The sequence below is a fragment of the Streptacidiphilus monticola genome (assembly GCF_042658505.1).
GTDB lineage: Bacteria > Actinomycetota > Actinomycetes > Streptomycetales > Streptomycetaceae > Streptacidiphilus > Streptacidiphilus monticola.
Genome location: NZ_JBHSQJ010000012.1, coordinates 4018 through 25610, shown reverse-complemented (window position 1 = coordinate 25610; position 21593 = coordinate 4018). Strand labels below are relative to the sequence as shown.

General features: G+C 73.0%; 21 protein-coding genes and 2 pseudogenes. 15 read left to right on the top strand and 8 right to left on the bottom strand.

What is annotated here, in order from left to right; all coding sequences use genetic code 11:
- The 5 genes from ACFP3V_RS04150 to ACFP3V_RS04130 all read left to right on the top strand — a co-directional run.
- The coding region (locus ACFP3V_RS04150; RefSeq protein WP_380579786.1) for a S1 family peptidase at positions 1–1233 on the top strand (1233 nt) is incomplete at its 5' end.
- Positions 1234–1267: 34 nt separating this feature from the next.
- Positions 1268–2725: a hypothetical protein gene (locus ACFP3V_RS04145; protein WP_380579784.1), complete on the top strand. Its 1458-nt coding sequence runs from the start codon at positions 1268–1270 to the stop codon at positions 2723–2725.
- Positions 2722–3444: a vWA domain-containing protein gene (locus ACFP3V_RS04140; RefSeq protein ID WP_380579782.1), complete on the top strand. Its 723-nt coding sequence runs from the start codon at positions 2722–2724 to the stop codon at positions 3442–3444. The genes ACFP3V_RS04145 and ACFP3V_RS04140 overlap by 4 nt, the downstream gene beginning before the upstream one ends.
- Entirely contained in the window at positions 3444–4238 is a 795-nt protein-coding gene (locus ACFP3V_RS04135) for a protein phosphatase 2C domain-containing protein (protein ID WP_380579781.1), read from the top strand. Before ACFP3V_RS04140 ends, ACFP3V_RS04135 begins: the two co-directional genes overlap by 1 nt.
- Positions 4226–5536, top strand: coding sequence for a protein kinase domain-containing protein (locus tag ACFP3V_RS04130; protein WP_380579779.1), 1311 nt, complete (start codon positions 4226–4228; stop codon positions 5534–5536). Before ACFP3V_RS04135 ends, ACFP3V_RS04130 begins: the two co-directional genes overlap by 13 nt.
- Positions 5537–5691: 155 nt before the next feature.
- Here the strand turns inward: ACFP3V_RS04130 and ACFP3V_RS04125 are convergent, their stop codons facing one another.
- On the bottom strand, positions 5692–6663 hold the full coding sequence (locus ACFP3V_RS04125) for a carbohydrate kinase family protein (protein WP_380579777.1): 972 nt from the start codon (positions 6661–6663) through the stop codon (positions 5692–5694).
- A gap of 156 nt (positions 6664–6819) precedes the next feature.
- On the opposite strand from ACFP3V_RS04125, the gene ACFP3V_RS04120 reads away from it, so the two are divergent.
- Together ACFP3V_RS04120 and ACFP3V_RS04115 are read left to right on the top strand one after the other, a co-directional pair.
- Positions 6820–7053, top strand: coding sequence for a hypothetical protein (locus tag ACFP3V_RS04120; RefSeq protein WP_380579775.1), 234 nt, complete (start codon positions 6820–6822; stop codon positions 7051–7053).
- 90 nt (positions 7054–7143) lie between these two features.
- Entirely contained in the window at positions 7144–7659 is a 516-nt protein-coding gene (locus tag ACFP3V_RS04115) for a hypothetical protein (RefSeq protein ID WP_380579773.1), read from the top strand.
- An 84-nt stretch (positions 7660–7743) separates the two neighbouring features.
- Here the strand turns inward: ACFP3V_RS04115 and erpA are convergent, their stop codons facing one another.
- Positions 7744–8097, bottom strand: a complete 354-nt coding sequence (erpA, locus tag ACFP3V_RS04110) for an iron-sulfur cluster insertion protein ErpA (protein ID WP_380579771.1) — start codon at positions 8095–8097, stop codon at positions 7744–7746.
- A gap of 129 nt (positions 8098–8226) precedes the next feature.
- Between erpA and ACFP3V_RS04105 the strand changes: the two genes are divergently transcribed.
- Positions 8227–9117, top strand: coding sequence for a GNAT family N-acetyltransferase (locus tag ACFP3V_RS04105; RefSeq protein ID WP_380579769.1), 891 nt, complete (start codon positions 8227–8229; stop codon positions 9115–9117).
- Positions 9118–9365: 248 nt separating this feature from the next.
- Here the strand turns inward: ACFP3V_RS04105 and ACFP3V_RS04100 are convergent, their stop codons facing one another.
- From ACFP3V_RS04100 to ACFP3V_RS04090, 3 genes are all read right to left on the bottom strand, one after another.
- Positions 9366–10733, bottom strand: coding sequence for a pyridoxal phosphate-dependent decarboxylase family protein (locus ACFP3V_RS04100; protein WP_380579767.1), 1368 nt, complete (start codon positions 10731–10733; stop codon positions 9366–9368).
- A 140-nt stretch (positions 10734–10873) separates the two neighbouring features.
- Complete coding sequence (locus tag ACFP3V_RS04095; protein ID WP_380579765.1) at positions 10874–11323, bottom strand: Lrp/AsnC family transcriptional regulator; 450 nt, start codon at positions 11321–11323, stop codon at positions 10874–10876.
- Positions 11320–12516, bottom strand: coding sequence for a low temperature requirement protein A (locus ACFP3V_RS04090; protein WP_380579763.1), 1197 nt, complete (start codon positions 12514–12516; stop codon positions 11320–11322). The genes ACFP3V_RS04095 and ACFP3V_RS04090 overlap by 4 nt, the downstream gene beginning before the upstream one ends.
- Positions 12517–12682: 166 nt before the next feature.
- Here ACFP3V_RS04090 and nadA point away from each other — a divergent pair, with 166 nt between their 5' ends.
- Entirely contained in the window at positions 12683–13852 is a 1170-nt protein-coding gene (gene nadA, locus ACFP3V_RS04085) for a quinolinate synthase NadA (RefSeq protein ID WP_380579761.1), read from the top strand.
- A gap of 82 nt (positions 13853–13934) precedes the next feature.
- On the opposite strand, the gene pspAA is transcribed toward nadA, so the two are convergent.
- Positions 13935–14213, bottom strand: a complete 279-nt coding sequence (gene pspAA, locus ACFP3V_RS04080) for a PspA-associated protein PspAA (RefSeq protein ID WP_380579759.1) — start codon at positions 14211–14213, stop codon at positions 13935–13937.
- An 11-nt stretch (positions 14214–14224) separates the two neighbouring features.
- Entirely contained in the window at positions 14225–14995 is a 771-nt protein-coding gene (locus ACFP3V_RS04075) for a PspA/IM30 family protein (protein ID WP_380579907.1), read from the bottom strand.
- A 235-nt stretch (positions 14996–15230) separates the two neighbouring features.
- Here ACFP3V_RS04075 and ACFP3V_RS04070 point away from each other — a divergent pair, with 235 nt between their 5' ends.
- From ACFP3V_RS04070 to ACFP3V_RS04060, 3 genes are all read left to right on the top strand, one after another.
- A complete protein-coding gene (locus ACFP3V_RS04070; RefSeq protein WP_380579757.1) occupies positions 15231–15830 on the top strand; it encodes a DUF3043 domain-containing protein in 600 nt (199 codons plus the stop codon).
- A gap of 194 nt (positions 15831–16024) precedes the next feature.
- A complete protein-coding gene (locus ACFP3V_RS04065) occupies positions 16025–16726 on the top strand; it encodes a class I SAM-dependent methyltransferase (RefSeq protein ID WP_380579905.1) in 702 nt (233 codons plus the stop codon).
- Between the two features lie 36 nt (positions 16727–16762).
- On the top strand, positions 16763–17764 hold the full coding sequence (locus ACFP3V_RS04060) for an aldo/keto reductase family protein (RefSeq protein ID WP_380579755.1): 1002 nt from the start codon (positions 16763–16765) through the stop codon (positions 17762–17764).
- 135 nt (positions 17765–17899) lie between these two features.
- Here the strand turns inward: ACFP3V_RS04060 and ACFP3V_RS04055 are convergent, their stop codons facing one another.
- Positions 17900–18109: a hypothetical protein gene (locus ACFP3V_RS04055; protein WP_380579753.1), complete on the bottom strand. Its 210-nt coding sequence runs from the start codon at positions 18107–18109 to the stop codon at positions 17900–17902.
- 138 nt (positions 18110–18247) lie between these two features.
- On the opposite strand from ACFP3V_RS04055, the pseudogene cobU reads away from it, so the two are divergent.
- From cobU to ACFP3V_RS04040, 3 genes and pseudogenes are all read left to right on the top strand, one after another.
- Positions 18248–18805: pseudogene (cobU, locus tag ACFP3V_RS04050) on the top strand (bifunctional adenosylcobinamide kinase/adenosylcobinamide-phosphate guanylyltransferase); the annotation flags it as partial.
- An 11-nt stretch (positions 18806–18816) separates the two neighbouring features.
- Positions 18817–19935, top strand: a pseudogene (cobT, locus tag ACFP3V_RS04045) (nicotinate-nucleotide--dimethylbenzimidazole phosphoribosyltransferase); the annotation flags it as partial.
- A 575-nt stretch (positions 19936–20510) separates the two neighbouring features.
- On the top strand, positions 20511–21299 hold the full coding sequence (locus ACFP3V_RS04040; protein ID WP_380579903.1) for an adenosylcobinamide-GDP ribazoletransferase: 789 nt from the start codon (positions 20511–20513) through the stop codon (positions 21297–21299).
- Positions 21300–21593: the final 294 nt, after the last annotated feature.

Here is a 21593-nt window from a genome sequence, read left to right as displayed (position 1 = left end):
CGCCGGGCGCTGGCCGGAGCCGTCGTCGCCGTGCTGGTCGCCGGGGCGACCGCGGGAGCCCTGCTCCGGCCGGCGTCGTCCAGCCCGAAGCCCGCGGCCAGAGCCACCACGTCCCCCTCCCCGCGCGCCGCCGGTCCAGCCGATCCGCTGGCGCTCGCGCAGGCGGCCACGGTGCGGCTGCTGCTGGGCTCCCCCGGCAGTTCCTCCGGCTGGGGTTCCGGAACGGTCGTCGACCCGCACGGGCTGATCCTCACCAACGCCCATGTGGCGCAGCCGCAGGCGCCCGGGCAGGCGGTGGCGCTGGGCGCGCCCGGGAGCACGCTGCCGGAGGATCCGACGTACCTGACCGTGGAGTTGACGTCCGGTCAGTCCTCCCCCGCCGTCGCCAAGTACCGGGCCAAGCCGGTCGCGGTGGACGGCTACCGCGACCTGGCCGTCGTGCGGATCTACGCGGACGCGGCCGGCCGGCCCGTCGATCCGGCGTCACTGTCGCTCCCGTCGCTCCGGATCGGGAGCACCGCCGCGCTCAAGCTCGGGCAGCCGCTGACCGTCCTGGGCTTTCCGGGGGTGTCCGAGTCGGAGTCGATCACGCTCACCACCGGCGTGCTGTCCACCTTCGTTCCCGACCCGCTGCACCATGTGCCGGGCGAGCGCTTCGAGTTGGAGACGACCGCCCGCGTCGCCCACGGCAACTCCGGTGGCGCGGCCGTGGACGCCGCCGGGCTGCTGATCGGGGTGCCCAGCATGGAGGTCACCGGCGAAGGCGCGGACGTCTCCTGGCGGCTGCGCGGCGCCGACCAGGCGCTGCCGCTGCTCGCCGCGGCGAGGGCGGGGCGGCCCTACCGCTCCTCGGTCCTGGTCGAGCGGAGCGGCGTCGAACACATGGCGGGCGTCGGCACCGGGCCCGACGCCGCCTCGGCCTGCGCGGGGGGCGCGGCGCCCGGTACGGCGGACCGGATCTGGGTGGGCGTGCGCTACACCGGTCTGCGCACCGGCGAGGACCTGGCGCTCGGGATCCGGCTGCCGGACGGCAGCGACCTGGCGGACCGCGTGGGCGTGCTGCCGCAGGGCACGGCGGACCGCGAGGACGGCTGCTTCGCCTATCCGATCCAGGCGTCCGAACTCCGGCTGGCCGCCCTGCCCGCCGGAGCCTGGACCGCACAGCTCTACACCGGCCCGGCGCTGACGGAGCTCGGGGGCACCGTCCAGTTCCAGGTCAGCACCACGACGTGATGTGACAGCGAGTCAGTTCGAAGGGGATCCAGGGATGAACCAGCCCGCACAGCACCCGGACGCCGAGGTCCGGCAGGCTCTCGCCGGGGCGATACAGGCCTACGGCGAGGCCGTCCTCGGCAATGCCCAGATGCTCGGCAACATCCTCACGGATCTGCTGCCGGACCACCCGCGCGAGCGCAGCCTGCTCGTGGTCGCCGCCGAGGCGGAGACGGCCGCGCAGCTGCGCGAGGCCGTCGAGGGCCAGCGTCTGGACATCGGCACCGCCGTGGACCTGACGGCCCGTACGCTCGCGGAGCGGCGCGCGCTGGACCCGGTGGCGGCCCGCTGGGCCACCGCGGCCTTCGCGCAGGCGCTGGGCCACAACCCGCCGCCCGCGCCGCCGGCCGGGCTGCACCAGGCGGACACCGTCCGGGTGCCGCAGCAGCCGGTGAACCCGGACGCGCCCACCGCCGTCGGGGCTCCACCCCCGGCCCCGACCGTGCCGCAGCCCGACCCGCAGCAGCAGGCGGCGCAGCCGCAGCCGGGGTTCGGGCCGCCGTCCACCCCGGCCCCTGGTCCGGCCGTGGCGCCGCCGCCGAACCAGCCGCCGGCCGGCTTCGGGCCGCCGATGCCGCAGGGCGGCTACGGCTCCTCGCTGCCGCCCAACCAGCCTCCGGCGTACGGCAGTTCGATGCCCGGCGGGCCGGCCTACGGGTACCCGCAGCAGGGCTACGGCTACCCGCCCGGGTACCCCGCGGGCGCACCGCAGCGCAAGCGTCCGGTGGGCCTGATCATCGGCGGCGCCGCGGTGGCCTTCGCGTTGCTGGCGTACTTCGCCATCGCGGGGGCGGCCAAGCTGCCGCCGTTCAGCGCCTCGCCGAAGCCGACGGTCACGCTGACCGGGTCGCCCAGCCCGTCGCCGTCGGACTCGGCCTCCGCTTCGCCGACAGACTCCCCGACCGACAGCCCCTCCCCCACCGACTCGCCCACGTCCTCGCTGCTGGCCGACGGCACGCACCCGCTCACGGACCTGCTGCCGCGCAGCATCGACGACCCGGTCACCGAGTGCGGCGACTTCACGGTCAACAAGGACCAGCACTTCGTCGGGCTGATCGACCACACCAGCTGCACCGACACCTCGCTGCCGAACGGCAACGTCTGGGGCTACAAGTTCGACAGCAAGGCGGACTACGAGACCTCCTGGGCCAACTACAACAAGTGGCTGGGCTTCGACAGTTCGGGCGCCGAGGGCAAGTGCCCGCCCTCGACCAGCAGCCACGACGGCCGGACCACCTGGTGGAACGACGCGGTGGGCCTGCCGAAGGCGAGCGGGCAGATCGAGGAGTGCACCATGGTCAAGGACCCGAGCACCGGCAAGACCATGGCCAAGTACGTCTGGACGATGCCGAGCCAGCTGGCCTTCTTCTCGGCGGAGGGCGCGCCGGGCCAGTCCTCGGCCAGCGTGCACACCTGGTTCCTCGACAACGCCTCGCCGCACTCGCTGTCATGACGACGCCGGACACCCCCACCATCCGGATGCCGGGCGGCGGCATCTCCCGCCGCCCGCTCCACCTGATCCTGCTCGCCGACTGCTCGGGCGGCATGAAGGGCGAGAAGATCCAGGCCCTCAACTACGCCATCGCGGACATGCTGGCGGGCCTGGCCGCCTGGGACCGGGGGCAGGAGCAGGCGCAGGTCTTCGTCCGTGCGGTCGCCTTCGCCACCGAGGCGTTCTGGCACATCCCGGACCCCACCCCGGTGGTGGACCTGCGCTGGCGTCCGCTGGAGCCGGTGGAGCGGGGGCTGACCAACATGGCCCCCGCCTTCCGGCTGGTCGCCGAGGCGCTGGCGCCGGGACGGATCGAGCGGCGGGCGCTGCGTCCGGCGCTGCTGCTGATCACCGACGGGCTGGCCACCGATCCGCCGGGCCAGTTCGAGCAGGGGCTGAACACTCTGATGAGCGTCCCGGCGGGCAAGGGCGCGCTGCGGCTGTCCATCGCCATCGGCCGGGACGCGCAGTCGGAGTCGCTCAACCGCTTCATCGGCGACCCGTCGGTGCCGGTGCTGGTGGCCGACAGCACCACCGACATCGCGGACCGGCTGGTGGTGGCCTCGCTCGCGGTGTCCCGCATGTCCGAGGCCGGCGCGGACCGGCGGGCGCTCGCGGACACCATCTTCGGCAAGGGCGGGATCGCCGACACCGTCTTCGGGGAGGACACCATCATCTGATGAGCTGGCATCTGCTCACCGCCACCGCCCGTGGCGCCGCCCACGCCGCCCGCGGCCGCCCCAACCAGGACGCCGTGCGCACGGCCGCGGCCGGGGGCGTCCAGGCGGTCGCCCTGGCCGACGGGCACGGGCACGAGCAGCACTTCCGCAGCGAGGCGGGGGCGCTGCTGGCGGTCGACGCCGCCTGCACCCAGGTGCGGCGGCTGGCCGCCGGCCCGGTGCCGGAGCTGCCGCGCCTGGTGGTCGAGCACTGGCGGGCGGCCGTGGCCGGGCATCTGGCCCAGCAGCCGTACTCCGCCGAGGAGTTGGCGTCCATCGCGGACGGGGACGCCGGGTCCACCGTGCCCTACGGCTCGACCCTGCTGCTGGCCGCAGTGGCCCCGCCGTGGCTGCTCTGCCTGCAACTGGGCGACGGGGACGCCCTGTTGGTCCGCCCGGACGGCAGCGCCCGCTCCCCCGTCCCGGGGGACGCCCTGCTGGACGGCCGCCGCACGACCAGCCTGTGCCAGCCGGACGCGGTGGACTCGGCCCGGCTGGGCCTGGTGGACCTGCGCGAGGAGGAGGTGGCGCTGGTGCTGCTGGCCACGGACGGCTACGGCAACGCGCAGACCGAGGAGCACTGGCAGCCGCAGGTCGGCGCCGACCTGGCGGCCTTCGCCGCCGAGTGCGAACCTGCCTGGTTCGCCGAGCAGTTGCCGCTCTGGGCGCAGCTGTGCGCCTCGGGCGCGGGCAGCGGCGACGACACCAGCATCGGCCTGCTGCTGCACGAGGGAGGCCGCCCGTGGACCCGCTGATCCGACCCGGCCAGCAGCTGCGCCTGGCCCGGACCGGCACCCCGCTGACCGTGGAGCAGCGCCTGGGCGAGGGCGGCCAGGGCGTGGTGCACCGGGTCCGCCTGGGCGAGTCGTCCTTCGCGGTGAAGTGGTTCCGGCCGGGGCCCCGCACGGCCCAGTTCCGCGCCTGCATCACCGACCTGGTCGCGCGCGGCCGCGCCCCGCACCCGGCCTTCGTCTGGCCGATCGACCTGGTGGAGTCGGAGCAGTCGGCGGGCTTCGGCTACCTGATGCGCCTGGTGGAGCCGCGCTTCCTGCCGATCCCGATGGTGCTGAACGAGCGTCAGCAGCCGTCCTTCCGCGTACTGACGGCCATCTGCCAGGAACTCGTCGCGGCGATGGCCGCGCTGCACTCGGCGGGCCTGTGCTACCGCGACTTCAGCTTCGGCAACGTGTGCGTGGACCCCATCGCGGCCGAGGTCGCGATCATGGACAACGACAACGTGGGCACGGACGGCGGCGAGGTCTTCGTCAAGGGGACGGGCCGCTTCATGGCGCCCGAGATCCTGCGCGACGAGGCGCTGCCGTCCACGGTCACCGACCTGCACTCGCTGGCGGTGCTGCTCTTCTACATCCTGGTCCACGGCCACCCGCTGCTCGGCGTGAAGGTGGACTCGGCCTACACCTGGGAGAGCGGCGGCAACCTGGCCGAACACGAGCTGCTGCTGGAGCACTTCGGGCGCAGCCCGCTGTTCGTCTTCGACCCGCGGGACGCGGCCAACCGGCCGGTCCCCGGCGATCGGATGCTGGTGTGGTGGGAGGTCTACCCGCGGTTCCTGCAGCAGGTGTTCACCCAGGCCTTCACCGTGGGCCTGCGCGACGCCAGCCTCCAGGGCCGGGTGACCGAAGGCGTGTGGCGCCGGACGCTGCAGCGGCTGGGCGACTGCGTCTCGGCCTGCCCGCACTGCACTGCGGAGGTCTTCCACGACCCGGACGTCCGCGGCCGCCCCTGCTGGGCCTGCCGGCTTCCGCTGCCGGTGCCCCCGCTGCTCGAAGGTCCCGGCGGGACCCTGGTCCTCGCGGAGCGCTCGGAGGTGACGACCCGTCACACCACGGGCGACCGCGGCACGCCCGAGGTGATCGCCCGCGTGGAACGCCACCCGGGCCGGCCGGGGCAGGTGGTGCTGCGCAACCTGGGCCGCCGCAGTTGGCGCGTGGCGCCGGACGGGGAACCCCTCAAGGCCGTCGCCCCCGGTCAACGACTGGCCGTCCGCCCCATGCACATCGACTTCACCCCGGGCCGCTGCCGAATCCTCTAGGCACCAGCCCCGACAGGGGCGGGAGCAACACACCAACCGGGGAGGTCCGTCCCGCACATGGGGTCGGACCTCCGTGGGTGGTGGGCTGGACGCGGTGGGGGCACCCCCGGCCGAAGGCTGGGGGAGGGTGGGGGATCCTCGCGCCCCCAAGGGGGCTACACGTGTGCCTTGACCTCCGAGGCGGCTTCGGGGCCGTATGCCGCTTCGAAGCGCTCGAGGAAGTGACCCCGCCTCAGTTCGTACTCCTGGGTGCCCAGGGTCTCGATGACGAGGGTGGCCAGCATGGAACCGATCTGCGCCGCCCGCTCCAGCGAGAGGTCCCAGCTGACGCCGGCCAGGAAGCCGGCCCGGAAGGCGTCGCCGACGCCCGTGGGGTCGACCTTGGCCTTCTCCTGGGGCACGGGCACGATCACCGGCGGCTCGCCCTTGCGGTCCACCCGGGCGCCCTTCGCGCCCAGCGTGGTGATCCGGACGCCCACCCGGTCGAGGATCTCCGCCTCGCTCCAGCCCGTCTTCGTCTCGATCAGCGCCTTCTCGTACTCGTTCGAGAACAGGTAGGCGGCGCCGTCGATCAGGGTGCGGATGTCCTCGCCGTCGAGGCGGGCCAGCTGCTGGCTGGGGTCGGCCGCGAAGGCGTAGCCGCGCTCCCGGCACTCCTCCGTGTGGCGGATCATCGCCTCGGGGTCGTCGGCCCCGATCAGCACCAGGTCCAGGCCCTCCACCCGCTGGGCGATGGGCAGCAGTTCGATGTTCCGGGCCTCGCTCATCGCGCCGGTGTAGAACGACGCGATCTGGTTGTGGTCCTGGTCCGTCGTGCACACGAAGCGGGCCGTGTGCCGGGTCTCGGAGATGTGCACGCTCGTGGTGTCCACACCGTGGCGGTCCAGCCAGGACCGGTACTCCGCGAAGTCCGCGCCCGCCGCGCCGACCAGCACCGGGCGCAGGCCCAGCAGACCCATGCCGAAGCAGATGTTGGGCGCGACGCCGCCGCGGCGCACGTCCAGCGTGTCCACCAGGAAGGACAGCGACACCGTGTGCAGCTGGTCGGCGACGAACTGCTCGGCGAAGCGGCCCGGGAAGGTCATCAGGTGGTCGGTGGCGATCGAGCCGGTGACAGCGATGCGCACGGCGGCGGGCTCCTAGGAACGGAAAGCGGAAGAGCTGACCCTCCACGGTACCGGCGCACGGATGATTACCTCCGCGTAGGTCTGGATCACGCCGGACGCCGGGCCTACTGTCGGCACAGGAGCAGCATTCACGTCTGTGAAGCCCTGGAGCCCGTCATGATGCCCAGCCGCAGTCCCGTTCACTTCCCCTCCTACCTTCGGGGCGAGGCCGACCCGGACACCCTCGGGGAGCTGCTCGACAGCGGGCGGCGCATGCGGCTGTTCTGGCCGCTGCCGGGGGCGGGCGAGAAGCCCGAGCCGCGGCCGAAGCGCCATCCGGGCTTCCCCGGGTTCAAGGTGAGCGCCAGGACGGCATCCCTCGTCAGGGAGTCCTCCGAGTACGGGGATTGACGGATCCTCGCCGGCACGGGAACCGGTGGCGCATCCTCCACGTCCCATCGTCGTTCAGCCCCATGGGAACGTCGTTCGGGAGGCAGTGAAGTGGACACCAGCAGCAGGACCCGCGGCGGGCTCGTCGCACTCGGCACGGTCGTGGCACTGACGGCGCTGGGCCTCAGCGCCTGCGGCTCGACGACGGCCAACGGCCAGTCCTCGTCAGCGGGTTCGACGACCGTCAGCATGAGCCCGACGCCCACGGGGCCGCTGCCGACGCTCACCACGTCCACCCAGCCGGGCTCCCCCTCCGGCGTCCGGGCCTCGGGCTACAGCACCGACGGCCTCAAGCTCACCGTCGACTTCGCGGCCGGGATCTGCGACAAGTACGGACTCCGGGCCGACGAGAGCCAGGCAGGCAAGGTGCTGGTCACCATCGTGGTGACCCAGTCCGCCTCGCCCGGACAGATCTGCCCGGCGCTGGCCAAGTTCCAGTCCGTCTCCACGGACCTGGCCTCCCCACTGGACCAGCGCCGGGTGGTGGACACCTCGGACGGGCACACGGTGCCGCTGGCGCACCCGGCGACCGGCAGGGTGACGCACGGCCCCGCGCCGTCGCAGTGAGCCTTCCGCGAGCCCTCCGCGAAGAGCCCGGGCCCCCGCCGCTGCTGCGGTCGGGGGCCCGGGTGCGTCAGCTCAGGCTGCTGCTCAGCTGAAGGAGTCGCCGCAGGCGCAGGAGCCGGTGGCGTTGGGGTTGTCGATGGTGAAGCCCTGCTTCTCGATGGTGTCGACGAAGTCCACCGTGGCGCCGGCCAGGTACGGGGCGCTCATCCGGTCGGTGACGACGCTCACGCCGTTGAAGTCGGCCACGACGTCGCCGTCGAGCGAACGCTCGTCGAAGAACAGCTGGTAGCGGAGGCCGGAGCAGCCGCCGGGCTGCACGGCGACACGCAGCGCCAGGTCCTCGCGGCCCTCCTGCTCCAGCAGGCTCTTGACCTTGGCCGCAGCGGCATCGGTGAGGATGATCCCGCTCTCGACAGAGATCTCGTCCTGGACGGTCATCTGCATACTCCCGGTGTTGACGACGTACTTCCACCGGCGGAAACCGGCGGTGTCCCCGACTTATTCCGGGGCCTTCACGTACTGCTCCATGCTCGCACAGCCGGGCCGGGTTCCCCCAGGATGGTGGCCATGATCCTGCGCCCGCTGCACGACTCCGCCGCAGACGCCCGCACGGTGGCCGAGATCGCCCGCGCGGCCTTCGCCGGCCTGTGGGCGGCCGAGGGCAGGGCCGCCCCTGCGCCCGGGTCCGCGCAGGCCGCGGAGGCCCGGGCCCGGTCCGAGATCCGGACCCGGCACCTCGCCGCGACCGACCCGGGCGGCTGCTGGCTCGCCGAGGACGAGGACCGGGCCGTGGGCGCGGTGCTGGCGTTACGCCGCGAGGGGCTGTGGGGGCTCTCCCTGCTCGCGGTGGTGCCGGAGGCCCAGGGCAAGGGCGTCGGCCGCACGCTGCTGGACCACGCCCGCGCCTACGGCACGTCCTGCCTGCGCGGCGTCGTCTGCTCCACCTCGGACCCGCGCGCCGCCCGCCGCTACCACGCCGCGGGCTTCCGGCTGCATCCGGCGATGGACCTGACCGGCCCGGTGGACCCGACGCTGCTCCCCGACCACGGCGGCATACCCGTGCACCTCGGGGACGCCTCGCACCTGGCCCTGCTCGACTCCGTGGACCGCGCCACGCGGGGTGCCGCGCACGGCCCGGACCACGCGGTGATGCTGCGGATGTACGACGAGCTGCTGGTCGTCGACACGCTCGCGGGCAGCGGCTACTGCTACCGGCAGGGCGGCCGGATCACCCTGCTCGCGGCGACGTCGCAGCGGCTGGCGGGCCGCCTGCTGAGCACTGCGCTGGCCCGGATCCCGCCCGGAGTCCCGGCGGAGCTGCGCAATCTGACGGCGGAACAGGACTGGGCCCTGGACGTCGGCCTGGCGGCCGGCCTGACGGTCACCCCGAGCGGCTACGTCGCCCTCCGCGGCATGCGCCCTCCGGCGCCCTACCTTCCGTCAAGTGCCTTCCTGTAGTTGCACCTTCCTTTGAGGGGCGCGAGGATCCCCCACCCTCCCCCAGCCTTCGGCCGGGGGTGCCCCCACGGCGGGAGGTGCCCCCACCGCGAGCAACACACCACGCACGGAGGTCTGCCCCGCACATGGGGTCGAACCTCCGTGGGTGGTGTGTTGCTCGCGGTGGGGGCACCTCCCGCCGTGGGGGCACCCCCGGCCGAAGGCTGGGGGAGGGTGGGGGATCCTCGCGCCCCTGACGGGGGAGGGGGCTAGCGCATCGTGTCGAGAATCTCGCGGACCATGGCCATGGTCGTGCCGGGGTGGAGGAACGCGAAGCGGGCGACGACCTCGCCCTCCCAGCCGGTGGGCGTGACGAAACCGATCTGCTCGGCCAGCAGCCGCTGCGACCAGTCGTAGTAGTCCTTCTGCGCCCAGCCCTTCCGCCGGAAGACCACGCTGGACAGCTCGGGCTCGCGGATCAGCTCCAGGTCCTCGTACTCGTCCCGGATCAGCGCCGCCGTGTCCCGCGCCAGCGTCAGCCCCGCCTCGATGGCGTCGGTGTACGCCTGCGTGCCGTGGACCGCCAGGGAGAACCAGAGCGGCAGGCCGCGCGCCCGGCGCGTGAGGTGGTAGGCGTAGTCGGTCGGGTTCCACTCGTCGCTGCCGATGTGCAGCACGTCCAGATAGGACGCGTCCTGCGTGTGGACCGCCCGGGCGAGCGCGGGCTGACGGTAGATCAGGGCGGCGCAGTCGAACGGCGCGAAGAGCCACTTGTGCGGGTCCACGACGAAGGAGTCGGCGTGCTCGATGCCGTCGTACTTCGCCCGCACCGAGGGCGCGAACAGGCCGGCGCCGCCGTAGGCGCCGTCGACGTGGAACCAGAGGTCGTAGTCGTGGGCGACCTGGGCGATGCCGGCGAGGTCGTCCACGATGCCGGCGTTGGTCGTGCCGGCGGTGCCCACCACCGCGATGATCGAGCCCGGGTCGCCGTCCGCCTCGATGGCCGCGCGCAGCGCCTCGCCGGTGAGCCGGTGGTCCGTCGTCGGGACGACGAACTTCTCCACGCCGATGATGTTCAGCGTGTTGGTGACCGACGAGTGGGTCTGGTCGCTGACCGCGACCCGCAGCCGGGCCCGGCCGTCCAGGCCGCGGCGGTGGCGGGCGGTGTCACGGGCGACGACGAGCGCGGAGAGGTTGCCCGCGGAGCCGCCGGAGACGAAGCAGCCGCCTGCCGTCTCCGGCAGGCCGGCCCGGTCGGCGATCAGACGCAGCACCTGGTTCTCCGCGGCGATCGCGCCGGCGGCCTCCAGCCAGGAGATGCCCTGGAGCGAGGCGCAGGAGACGACCATGTCGAACAGGAGCGCGGTCTTGGTGGGGGCGCAGGGGATGAACGACAGGTAGCGCGGGCTGTCGGCGGAGATGACGGCCCGGGACAGCTCGTGGTCGTAGAGCTTGAGGACGTCCGCGGGATCGTTTCCGCGCTCGTTCAGCAGCCCCTCCAGGACGCCCCGCAGGTGCTCGCCGTCACCGGGGTGGTCGAGCGGCACGGGGTTGTACTGCAGGCGCTCCCGCATGTAGTCGAAGACCAGGTCGACCGTGCGCGCGTCGTACTGGTGCATGCGATCGGGGGTCGTCACGGGAGGTCCTTCCGGTGGTGCTGCGGGTCTGCTGAAACCCTAGGCAGCGGCAGCCCCACCGGGCATGTCCAAACCCTGCCCGCCGCGCAGGAAACAAGCGTGATCACGCGTCTCCGCGCACTGATCCTGCGTCAGCTCGCTCAGCCGATCAGGCGACTGAGGACCACGCTGCTGCGGCTGCGCTGCACCCCGCGCTCGCGGCGGATGCGCTCGATGACGGTCTCCAGGTGCCGGGTGTCCGACGCGCGCAGGTGCACCAGGGCGTCGGCGTCGCCGGTGATCGTCCAGGCCGCGACCACCTCGGGGAACTGCCGCAGCGAGGAGAGGATCTCCTCCGGAGAGGTGCGCTCGCGGCAGAAGACCTCGACGAAGGCCTCCGTCTCCCAGTGCAGCGCGCCCTGGTCCAGGACGACCGTGAAGCCGCGCACCACACCGCGCTCGCGCAGCCGGTCCACCCGGCGCTTGACCGCGGTCGCGGACAGGTTCACCAGCAGCCCGATCTCGGCGTAGGAGGCCCGGCCGTCCTTGCCCAGCAGTTCGAGGATGCGGCGGTCCACGCCGTCCAGCGGCACCGGATGATCGTTCGTCACGTGCTCAGCCTAGGCATCCCCGGCCGGCGGTCCAGGAGCAGACCGGCCGCCACCGCCGCCGCGCAGACGACTCCGGCCCACAGCACGGTCGGCACCAGCAGCACACCGGCCGTCGCCACCGGGTAGACCGCGAGCTGGAGGCGGGTCTTGCCCATCATCCGCACGTGCAGCGCCCAGATCACGAGCAGGAACAGGGCGGTGGGCACGGTGACCGCCAACGCGCCCTCCCGGTGCGACAGTTCGTGGGCCTTGCCGACGGCCTGCTCGACGGCCACCTCCAGGCCGGCCCCGATGGCGGCCGCCGCGGCGAAGACGACGTAGTGGCCGTAGCCCCACAGGAAGGCCTGCCGGTTCTGCCGCAGCGCGTGCGCCACCGGCCGGGCGAAGTAGATCCACCAGGCGGAGAAGCAGATCAGCAATCCGCCCACGGCGATGGGCAGCAGTTCGCCCAGCGCCTGGTGCTCGTCGACCGCCGACTGCACCGCGATGGTCGCCGCGGACACCGTCTCGCCGAGCACGATCAGCGTGAACAGCCCGTAGCGCTCGCTGATGTGGTGCGGGTGCCAGGCGCTCTGCGTCCCCCGCTCCGCGAGCAGCGGGACCGCGATGTCGGCCGCCGCGCCCAGCAGGAACGTCCAGGTGCGGTCGTGCTGCGGCACCAGGTAGACCCACAGCACCCACCACACCTGCACGACGACGATTCCCGCCGCGTAGCGCAGCGCCATCCGCTTCGCCGCCCCCTCGCTGCCGAGGGCCGCCCGCACCCACTGGGTGACCAGGGCGATGCGCATGATCACATAGCCCCAGACGCAGACCTTGAAGTCCTCCTGGTCGAACGCCCGCGGCACGCCTGCCGCCAGCACCAGCGCGCCCGCGATCTGGACCAGGGTGGCCAGCCGGTAGGGCACGTCGTCGGTGTCGTAGGCGGAGGCGAACCAGGTGAAGTTCATCCACGCCCACCAGATGGCGAAGAAGACGATGAAGTAGGCCTCGATGCCGTGGCCGAAGTGACGCTCCGTCAGGGCGTGCGCCAACTGCGAACCGGCCTGGGCGACAGCGACCACGAAGCAGAGGTCGAAGAAGAGCTCGAGCGGGGTGGACACCCGGTGGTGCTCCGTCCGGTCCCGCGGCCGCATGGCGCGCGCCGTGTTGCGGAGCGCGCCGTCCGCGACACCGTTCGACTGATCCGTCATCCCCGCGTACCCTCTCCTCGCTCCCCACGAGCTTCGCGATCGATCGTGACGACCGCCACCTGGACGCCCCCGATTCGGATGCGACCGCGCGGGTTATCATAGATCGCGTCAGGTAGACGATAAGGCGGAGTTCCCTCAGCCCCGCCGGACAGAAGGGCACACGCCCGTGACCACCACCTTCAACGAGCCGTCCGCAACGCCGCTGGCGCTCCTGCTGCTCGGCCGCGAGGCCGACCCGCAGAGCGAGCGAGGTGTCGACTGCCCCGGTGACCTGCCTCCGGCCTCCGACCCGGACCTGGTCGCCCGCGCCCGGGCGGCGAAGGAGCAGCTCGGCGACCGCGTCTTCATCCTGGGTCACCACTACCAGCGCGACGAGGTCATCCAGTTCGCCGATGTCACCGGCGACTCCTTCAAGCTGGCCCGCGACGCCGAGTCCCGCCCGCAGGCCGAGTACATCGTCTTCTGCGGCGTGCACTTCATGGCCGAGAGCGCGGACATCCTCACCACCGACCGTCAGCAGGTCGTCCTCCCCGACCTGGCCGCGGGCTGCTCGATGGCCGACATGGCCACCGCCGAGCAGGTCGCCGAGTGCTGGGACGTGCTGACGGACGCGGGCGTCGCGGACACGGTCGTGCCCGTCGCCTACATGAACTCCTCCGCCGACATCAAGGCCTTCACCGGCCGCCACGGCGGCACCATCTGCACCTCCAGCAACGCCAAGCGGGCGCTGGAATGGGCCTTCGAGCAGGGCGAGAAGGTGCTCTTCCTGCCGGACCAGCACCTCGGCCGCAACACCGCGGTGCGGGACATGGGCCTGAGCCTGGACGACTGCGTCGTCTACAACCCGCACAAGCCCAACGGCGGCCTGACGGCCGATCAGATCCGCGACGCCAAGATGATCCTGTGGCGCGGCCACTGCTCGGTGCACGGGCGCTTCAACCTGGACTCGGTGAACGAGGTCCGCGAGCGCATCCCCGGCGTGACCGTGCTGGTCCACCCGGAGTGCAAGCACGAGGTGGTGGAGGCGGCCGACATGGTCGGCTCGACCGAGTACATCATCAAGGCCCTGGACGCGGCCGAGCCCGGCTCCAAGTGGGCCGTCGGGACCGAGCTGAACCTGGTCCGCCGACTGGCCAAGGCGCACCCGGACAAGGAGATCGTCTTCCTGGACCGGACGGTGTGCTTCTGCTCCACGATGAACCGCATCGACCTGCCCCATCTGGTGTGGGCGCTGGAGGAGCTGGTCGCCGGCCGCGTGCCCAACGTCATCACGGTGGACCCGGACACGGCGAAGTACGCCAAGGCGGCCCTCGACCAGATGCTCGCCCTGCCGTAAGGCAAGCGGGGACACCGTCAGGGGCGCGAGGATCCTTCACCCTTCGGGCGGGGGATCCTCGCGCCCCTGAAGGCGGTTGCCGTCAGCCCGGAATGAGACCGTCTTCGTGGAGGAGGGCCTTGACCTCGTCGACCGTGGCCGACTCGAAGGGGAGCGTGGCGTCCGAGGGGCCGAGGTAGTCCGCCGGGACGGCCTTCCCGCCGGCCCGCACCGCAGCCAGGAGGGCGTCCAGGCTGGTGCGGAACTCGGTCTCGTCGCCCGAATCGAGCGCGGCGAGGACCGCGTTGTCCAACTCGTTCAGGCGGTCCACCAGGCTGTCCGGGACGTCGAACTGCCCCTCGCCCATGATCCGAACGATCATCCAACCGCTCCCTACTTGTCGAAGGGCGACTTGTCCTGCGGCGCCTGCTGCCCCTGCCCCTGCTCGATGGCCGGGGTCTGCGGGGCACTGCCGCCGGTCAGCTCGGCCTTCATCCGGGCCAGCTCCAGCTCCACGTCGTTGCCCGCCGACAGGCGGTCCAGCTCGGCGGAGATGTCGTCCTTGCGCATGCCGGACGGGTCGTCCAGCGCGCCGGAGGCGAGCAGCTCGTCGATCGCGCCCGCACGCGCCTGCAGCTGGGCGGTCTTGTCCTCGGCCCGCTGGATGGCCAGGCCGACGTCGCCCATCTCCTCCGAAATGCCGGAGAAGGACTCGGCGATCTGGGTCTGCGCCTGCGCCGCGCTGTACTGGGCCTTGATGGTCTCCTTCTTCGTGCGGAAGGCGTCCACCTTGGCCTGCAGCCGCTGGGAGGCCAGCGTGAGCTTCTCCTCCTCGCCCTGCAGCTGCTGGTACTGGACCTCCAGGTCCTGGATCTGCGTCTGCAGCCCGGAGCGGCGGGTCAGCGCCTCACGGGCGAGGTCCTCGCGGCCGAGGGAGAGCGCCTTGCGGCCCTGCTCCTCGAGCTTCGCCGACTGCTGCTGCAGCTGGGTGAGCTGCAGCTCGAGACGCTTGCGGGAGGTCGCGACGTCCGCCACACCCCGACGCACCTTCTGCAGCAGTTCCAGCTGCTTCTGGTACGAGTAGTCCAGCGTCTCGCGCGGGTCCTCCGCGCGATCCAAGGCCTTGTTGGCCTTGGCGCGGAAGATCATTCCCATCCGCTTCATGATTCCGTCGCTCATGGGCCTCGCGCGCCCCCTTCTCCGACCTGCCGGTTCTCGTCATGCCAACACTACGGCGCGCAGTGCTTTCGGCGCAGCGCTCCGGGCTGCAACAAGCCTGCTACAGCCGGTCGCCCGGGAACCTCATCCGTACGGTGGAGATGATCCCGAGGGGTTCCGAAGCCCCGGTATACCCGCCGGGACTAGGGAAGACACCTGCGCACCACGTAGTCTTGGGCATGTGTTCCGACGTAGCTCCCAGGATGCCCCCGCCGACGCCGTGACCCTCGAGAAGAACGAGGACGTCACCGAGTCGCTCCGCCCTGCCGAGGCGCCCAAGGGCCGCCCGACGCCCAAGCGCAGCGAGGCCCAGGCGGCCCGCCGCGGCCGCGCGTACGTGCCCAAGGACCGCAAGGAGCAGGCCCGCTCCAACCGCGACGCGGCCCGCACCGCGCGCGAGCGGCAGATGCTGGCCCTGCGCGGCCAGGGCAACGAGCGCGACCTGCCCGCCCGCGACCAGGGCCCCGTGCGCCGCTTCGCCCGTGACTTCGTGGACTCGCGCTGGACGGCCTTCGAGTTCTTCCTGCCGATCCTGCTGGTCATCCTGGTGCTCAGCGTGATCCCCAGCCTGGCCCGGATCTCCGTGCTGCTGTGGCCGCTGTCGATGGTGATCATCATCCTGCAGACCACCTGGCTCGGCCTGGTGCTGCGCAAGCAGCTGCGCGAGCGCTTCCCGAACCAGAACACGAAGGGCGCGATCGGCTACGCCATCATGCGCTCCATGCAGATGCGCCGGCTGCGGCTGCCGAAGCCGGTGGTCAAGCGGGGGCAGAAGCCCTGATCGACACGGACGGCGTCCCGGCGTATCCGGGCTACTCGCACACTCCGCTGCCGGCCCGGCCGGCGCTGGAGGACGCGACCATGCGCCTCCCCGTGCAGCGGGAGGCGGCGTCCGCCGTCGGCGGCTTCGCCGGCGGCGCCCAGGCGTGGCTGGCCAAGCAGCACAGCCTGCGCAACGTCGTCCGGCAGGAGCTGGTGGGCCGTCAACTGGCCGCCCAGCTAGCGGAACACTTCGGCGACGACCGGCCGCTGCGGGTGCTCGACGTCGGCTGCGGCCAGGGCACCCAAGCGCTGCGGCTGGCCCGGGCCGGGCACGCCGTCACCGGGATCGACCCCGACCCCGTGACCCTGGCCGCCGCCCGCGCCGCGGTCGCCGTGGAGCCGCCGCAGGTGCAGAGCCGGATCACGCTGCACGCGGGCGACGGCGCCGACTGCGGCCGGTGGTTCGGCCCGGGCAGCTTCGACGCCGTGCTCTGCCACGGCGTGCTGATGTACCTGGAGGACCCCGAGCCGCTGCTCGCCTCGCTGGCCCGGGTGCTGGGCCCCGGCGGGCTGCTTTCCGTGCTCTGCCGCAACGCCGACGCGCTGGCCATGCGCCCAGCCCTGACCGGCGACTGGACGGCCGCACTGGCCGCCTTCGACGGCGTCCACTACACCAACCGGCTCGGCCTGCCGACCCGGGCGGACCGACTGGCCGATCTGGCACGGACCCTGACGGAGCTTCAGGTCCCGCTGCGCAGCTGGTTCGGCGTCCGGGTCTTCTGCGACACCGTGCCCGACGACGCCCCGCTGCCGCCCGACCTGCCTGAGCTGCTCGCCGTGGAGGAGCGCGCGGGCGCGGCCGACCCGTACCGGGGCGTGGCCGCGCTGCTGCATGTGATCGGCGTGAAGGCCTGAGCGGAGCACTCCCCGGCCGGGGTTAGGGTGCGGATCATGGAGTTTCGTCATCTCGGCCGCAGCGGCCTGGTCATCAGTGAGATCGCCTACGGCAACTGGCTCACCCACGGCTCCCAGGTGGAGGAGGACGCCGCCACCGCGTGCGTCAACGCCGCCCTGGACGCCGGCATCACCACCTTCGACACGGCGGACGTCTACGCCGGCACCCGGGCCGAGTCGGTGCTCGGCCGCGCGCTGAAGGGTCAGCGCCGCGAGGGCCTGGAGATCTTCACGAAGGTCTACTGGCCGACCGGCCCCGGCAGGAACGACACCGGCCTGAGCCGCAAGCACATCATGGAGTCGATCAACGGCTCGCTGCAGCGGCTGCAGACCGACTACGTGGACCTCTACCAGGCCCACCGCTTCGACCACCAGACGCCGCTCGAGGAGACCATGGAGGCCTTCGCCGACGTGGTCCACAGCGGCAAGGCCCACTACATCGGCGTCTCCGAGTGGACGGCGGACCAGATCCGCGCGGGCCACGCGCTGGCGCGCGAGCTCAAGATCCAGCTGGTCTCGTCCCAGCCCCAGTACAGCGCGCTGTGGCGGGTCATCGAGGGCGAGGTCGTGCCGACCTGCGAGGAGCTGGGCATCGGGCAGATCGTCTGGTCCCCGATCGCGCAGGGCGTGCTCACCGGCAAGTACCTGCCGGGACAGCCCCTGCCCGAGGGCTCGCGCGCCACGGACGACAAGGGCGGCGCCAACATGATCTCCCGCTGGATCCGGGACGACGTGCTGGAGCGGGTGCAGCTGCTCAAGCCGCTGGCGGCGGACGCGGGTCTGACGCTGGCTCAGCTGGCGGTGGCGTGGGTGCTGCAGAACCCGAACGTCTCCGCGGCGATCATCGGGGCGTCGCGCCCCGAGCAGGTCCACGAGAACGTGAAGGCGGCGGGGGTGAAGCTGGACGCGGAGCTGCTCAAGCAGATCGACACGATCCTGGCACCGGTGGCCGAGACGGACCCCTCCCGGACAGCGGAGAACCAGCCCAAGTCGCGGTAGCCCTTCAGGGGCGCGGGGAACTGCGCGACCAGCCCACCGCCTGGGGAGGTTCGCCCCTGCAGCGGGCCGGACCTCCCCGGGTAGTGGGGTTTACTCGCGCGGTTCCCCGCGCCCCTAAGGGCCCTACGGGGGCAGCTACTGGTCGGTGGGGTGGAGGCTCATGGGGCCGTAGATCTTCTGGCCGTCCTCGAGGAGGACGACCTGGTCGACGCCCTCGGCGAGGAGGTCCTTCCACGTCTCGCCGATCCAGGTCTCCGCGTCGCCCTGGGTCGGGAACTCCTCCAGCCCCTCCGGGGCGGTCAGCACAGAGCCGTCGGCCTTCTCGAAGCGCCACGTCCACACCATCTCGGAGTCCTCCCGTCGTCGTCGACCGCTCCCGCGCACCCTACCCAGTTCCAGGGCCGCGACAATGGTGCGATGCGGATCTTCTCGGAACGGACCCCCTCCGGCGTACGCCGCCTCGGCGTGGAGTTCGGGGTGCGCCCACGCCCCGCGCAGCGGACCCTGCTGCTCGGCGGGGCCCGTTCGGGCAAGTCGCACCACGCGGAGCGGCTGCTGGCGAGCTCACGGTCCGTCACCTACGTTGCCACCGGCGGCACTCGGGACGGCGACGCCGACTGGGCCCGGCGAGTCGCCCTGCACCGGGAGCGCCGTCCGGCCCACTGGCGCACCGAGGAGACGTGCGACCTGGTCCCCCTCCTCTCCGCCCCCGGTGGCCCGCTGCTGGTCGACTGCCTCGCGCTCTGGCTCACCTACTCCATGGACGAGGTCGGGGCCTGGGACGACGACACCTGGCGGACCACCGGCGAGGCCGCGCTGCGGGAGCGGGTGTCCGCCCTGGTCGCGGCGTGGCGCGACGCCCCGCGCCGGGTGGTCGGCGTCAGCAACGAGGTGGGCAGCGGCGTGGTCCCGGCGACCGCGTCCGGGCGCCGGTTCCGGGACGAACTCGGGCGGCTCAACGCCGCCGTGGCCTCCGTCTCCGACGAGGTGCTGCTGGTGGTCGCCGGACGGGCGCTGCGGCTCGACGAGGCGGGGCGGTAACGTTCACCGGCGTGAGCACCTTCGACCTCGACGAACTGTCCGCGCTGGTGGCGCGCCCCGACGACGAGTACCGGCTGGCCGCGGAGGAGCGGATCGGCGCGCTCGGTTACGCCCGCGGGGCCTTCGGGCAGGTGCAGGAGCTGGCCGGGTGGCTGGCCGCCGTGCAGGCGCAGACGCCGACCCGGCCGCTGGACCGCGCCAAGGTGGTGGTCTTCGCCGGGGACCACGGCGTCGCCCGGCTCGGCGTCTCGGCGCTGCCCGCCGGGACCACGGCGCGCCGGGTGCGCGAGGTCCTCGACGGCGCCGCGCCGGTGAATGTGCTGGCCCGTCAGTTCGGCGTCCCGGTAAGGGTGGTGGACCTGGCGGTCGACGCCGACCCGGACGCCTTCCCGGCGGAGGTCAGCCGGTACCGGGTGCGCCGGGGCTCGGGCCGGATCGACGTCGAGAACGCGCTGACCCGGGAGGAGGCCGAGCAGGCCTTCCGCGCGGGTATCGCGCTCGCGGACGAGGAGGCGGACTCGGGCACGGACCTGGTCGTGCTCGGCGACCTCGGCGTGGGCTCGACGACGGTCGCAGCCGTGCTCATCGGCGCGCTGTGCGGCACGGACGCGGCCGCGGTGACGGGGCGGGGCTCCGGGATCGACGACCGCGTGTGGATGGTCAAGTGCGCCACCATCCGCGACTCGCTCCGGCGTGCGCGCCCCGTGCTGGCCGACCAGATCGACCTGCTGGCGGCGGTCGGCGGCGCGGACTTCGCGGCGATGACGGGCTTCCTGCTGCAGGCCGCGCAGCGGCGGCTGCCCGTGCTGCTGGACGGCGTCGTGTCGGCGGCCTGCGCGCTGGTCGCGCAGCGGATCGCGTTCCGCGCCCCGGAGTGGTGGCGCGCGGGCCAGGCCACGGGCGAGCCGGCCCAGACGAAGGCGTACGAGCGGATGAGCCTGACCCCGCTCCAGTCCCAGGGCCTCGCCACGGCGGCGGGCTCGGGCGCGCTGCTGGCGCTCCCGCTGGTCCGCGCGGCGGCCTCCCTGCTGGCCGAGCTTGCGCTCCCCGCGCCGGAGGAGAGTCCGTCCCCGGAAACCCCCCTGCCCGCTGACGCCCCGTCAACTCCCGAAGGCCCCAACGCCGCAGCCTCCCACGCGGGGCCTGAGCCCGCGCCCCCGGGAGCGGCCGAGTCGGCGACCGACTCCCCTGGGCCGCAGGCCCCAACGACCACGGACGCGGAGTCCGGGCCCGCCCCCGCCGGGCCGCAGGCCCAGGCGGACAGCGCCGGACCCGCGGCAGCAGGCACCGACCACCCCACCACTCCACAGGCGCAAGCGACCGGCCGGCAGGCCGAGACGGATGCCGAGACCGGGCCCGCCTCCGCCGGGCCGCAGGCCCAGGCGGACAGCGCCGGACCCGCGGCAGCAGGCACCGACCACCCCACCACTCCACAGGCGCAAGCGACCGGCCGGCAGGCCGAGACGGATGCCGAGACCGGGCCCGCCTCCGCCGGGCCGCAGGCCCAGGCGGACAGCGCCGGACCCGCGGCAGCAGGCACCGACCACCCCACCACTCCACAGGCGCAAGCGACCGGCCGGCAGGCCGAGACGGATGCCGAGACCGGGCCCGCCTCCGCCGGGCCGCAGGCCCGGGCGGGCGGCGCCGAGGCGGCTGGGGTGGCGGGGCTTGTTTCTGGCCCGCAGCGGGAGAGCGAGGGAGGGCGCTGAGGGCGGCGGCGGGGCTGAGGTTCGCGTTCGGGACGCTGTCGGTCCTGCCGGTGCGGGTGACCCGGTGGGATCGGCCCACCGCCGGGGCGGCGATGGTGAGCGCGCCCGTCGTGGGGCTGGTGCTCGGCGCGATCGCCGGAGGCGTCGGCGCCGCGTTCGCCGTGCTCAAGGCCGGGCCGCTGCTCGCCGCGGTCGCGGTGGTCGCGGTGCTCGCCGCGCTCACGCGCGGCCTGCACCTGGACGGGTTGGCCGACGTCGCCGACGGACTGGGCAGCAACAAGCCGCCAGCCACCGCGCTCAAGATCATGAAGGCCTCCGACATCGGGCCCTTCGGCGTGCTCGTGCTGCTGCTCACTCTTCTGGGTCAAGTCGCCGCCCTGCAAAGGGCCTTCGAATCCTCCACCGCAGCCGGCGCCTGCGCCGGGCTGATCGCGGCCACCGCCGGACGCACCGCGCTGCTGCGCGGCTGCGCCGTGGGCACCCCCTCCGCCCGCCCGGACGGGCTCGGAGCCATGGTCGCCGGGACGGTCCGCGGGCGCTTCGGGGCCGCGAGCGCGCTCCTCGCCACGGGCCTGCTCGGTGCCGCGGGCTGGCTGGCGACCCGTCAACTCGGTTGCGCCGTGGGCGCGATGGCCGCCACCGTGGTCGGACTGGCGGCCGCAACCGCGCTGCTCGCGCACTGCGTCCGGCGTTTCGGAGGCATCACCGGGGACGTGCTCGGGGCAATGGTCGAGGTTTCCTCTGTCGGTGCACTGGTGGTGTGGGCGGTCGTCACGGCACACTGAGCACTGCACCAAGCTGCCACCCCGCTCAGGGGTGCTGCCTCGGCGCAAGGCCCGCCGCGCCCCGGAACCCCGGTCTGCTGCGGGCTACGATGCTGAGGCAGTCGGTCACTGGGGACCGGCGACAGGTCGCGTGCGTCCGGCCCGCCTGACAGACGGACCGCCCGCGCGCCCCGCCGCTGGGCTCCACGCCGGGCTGCCCTCACCCTGCCATTGTCTGAATTCCCTCCAGAACAGGACGCATTACGTGACTGCAGTGTCTTTGAGCACGTCCGCGGCCACCGCGCCGCGCACGCG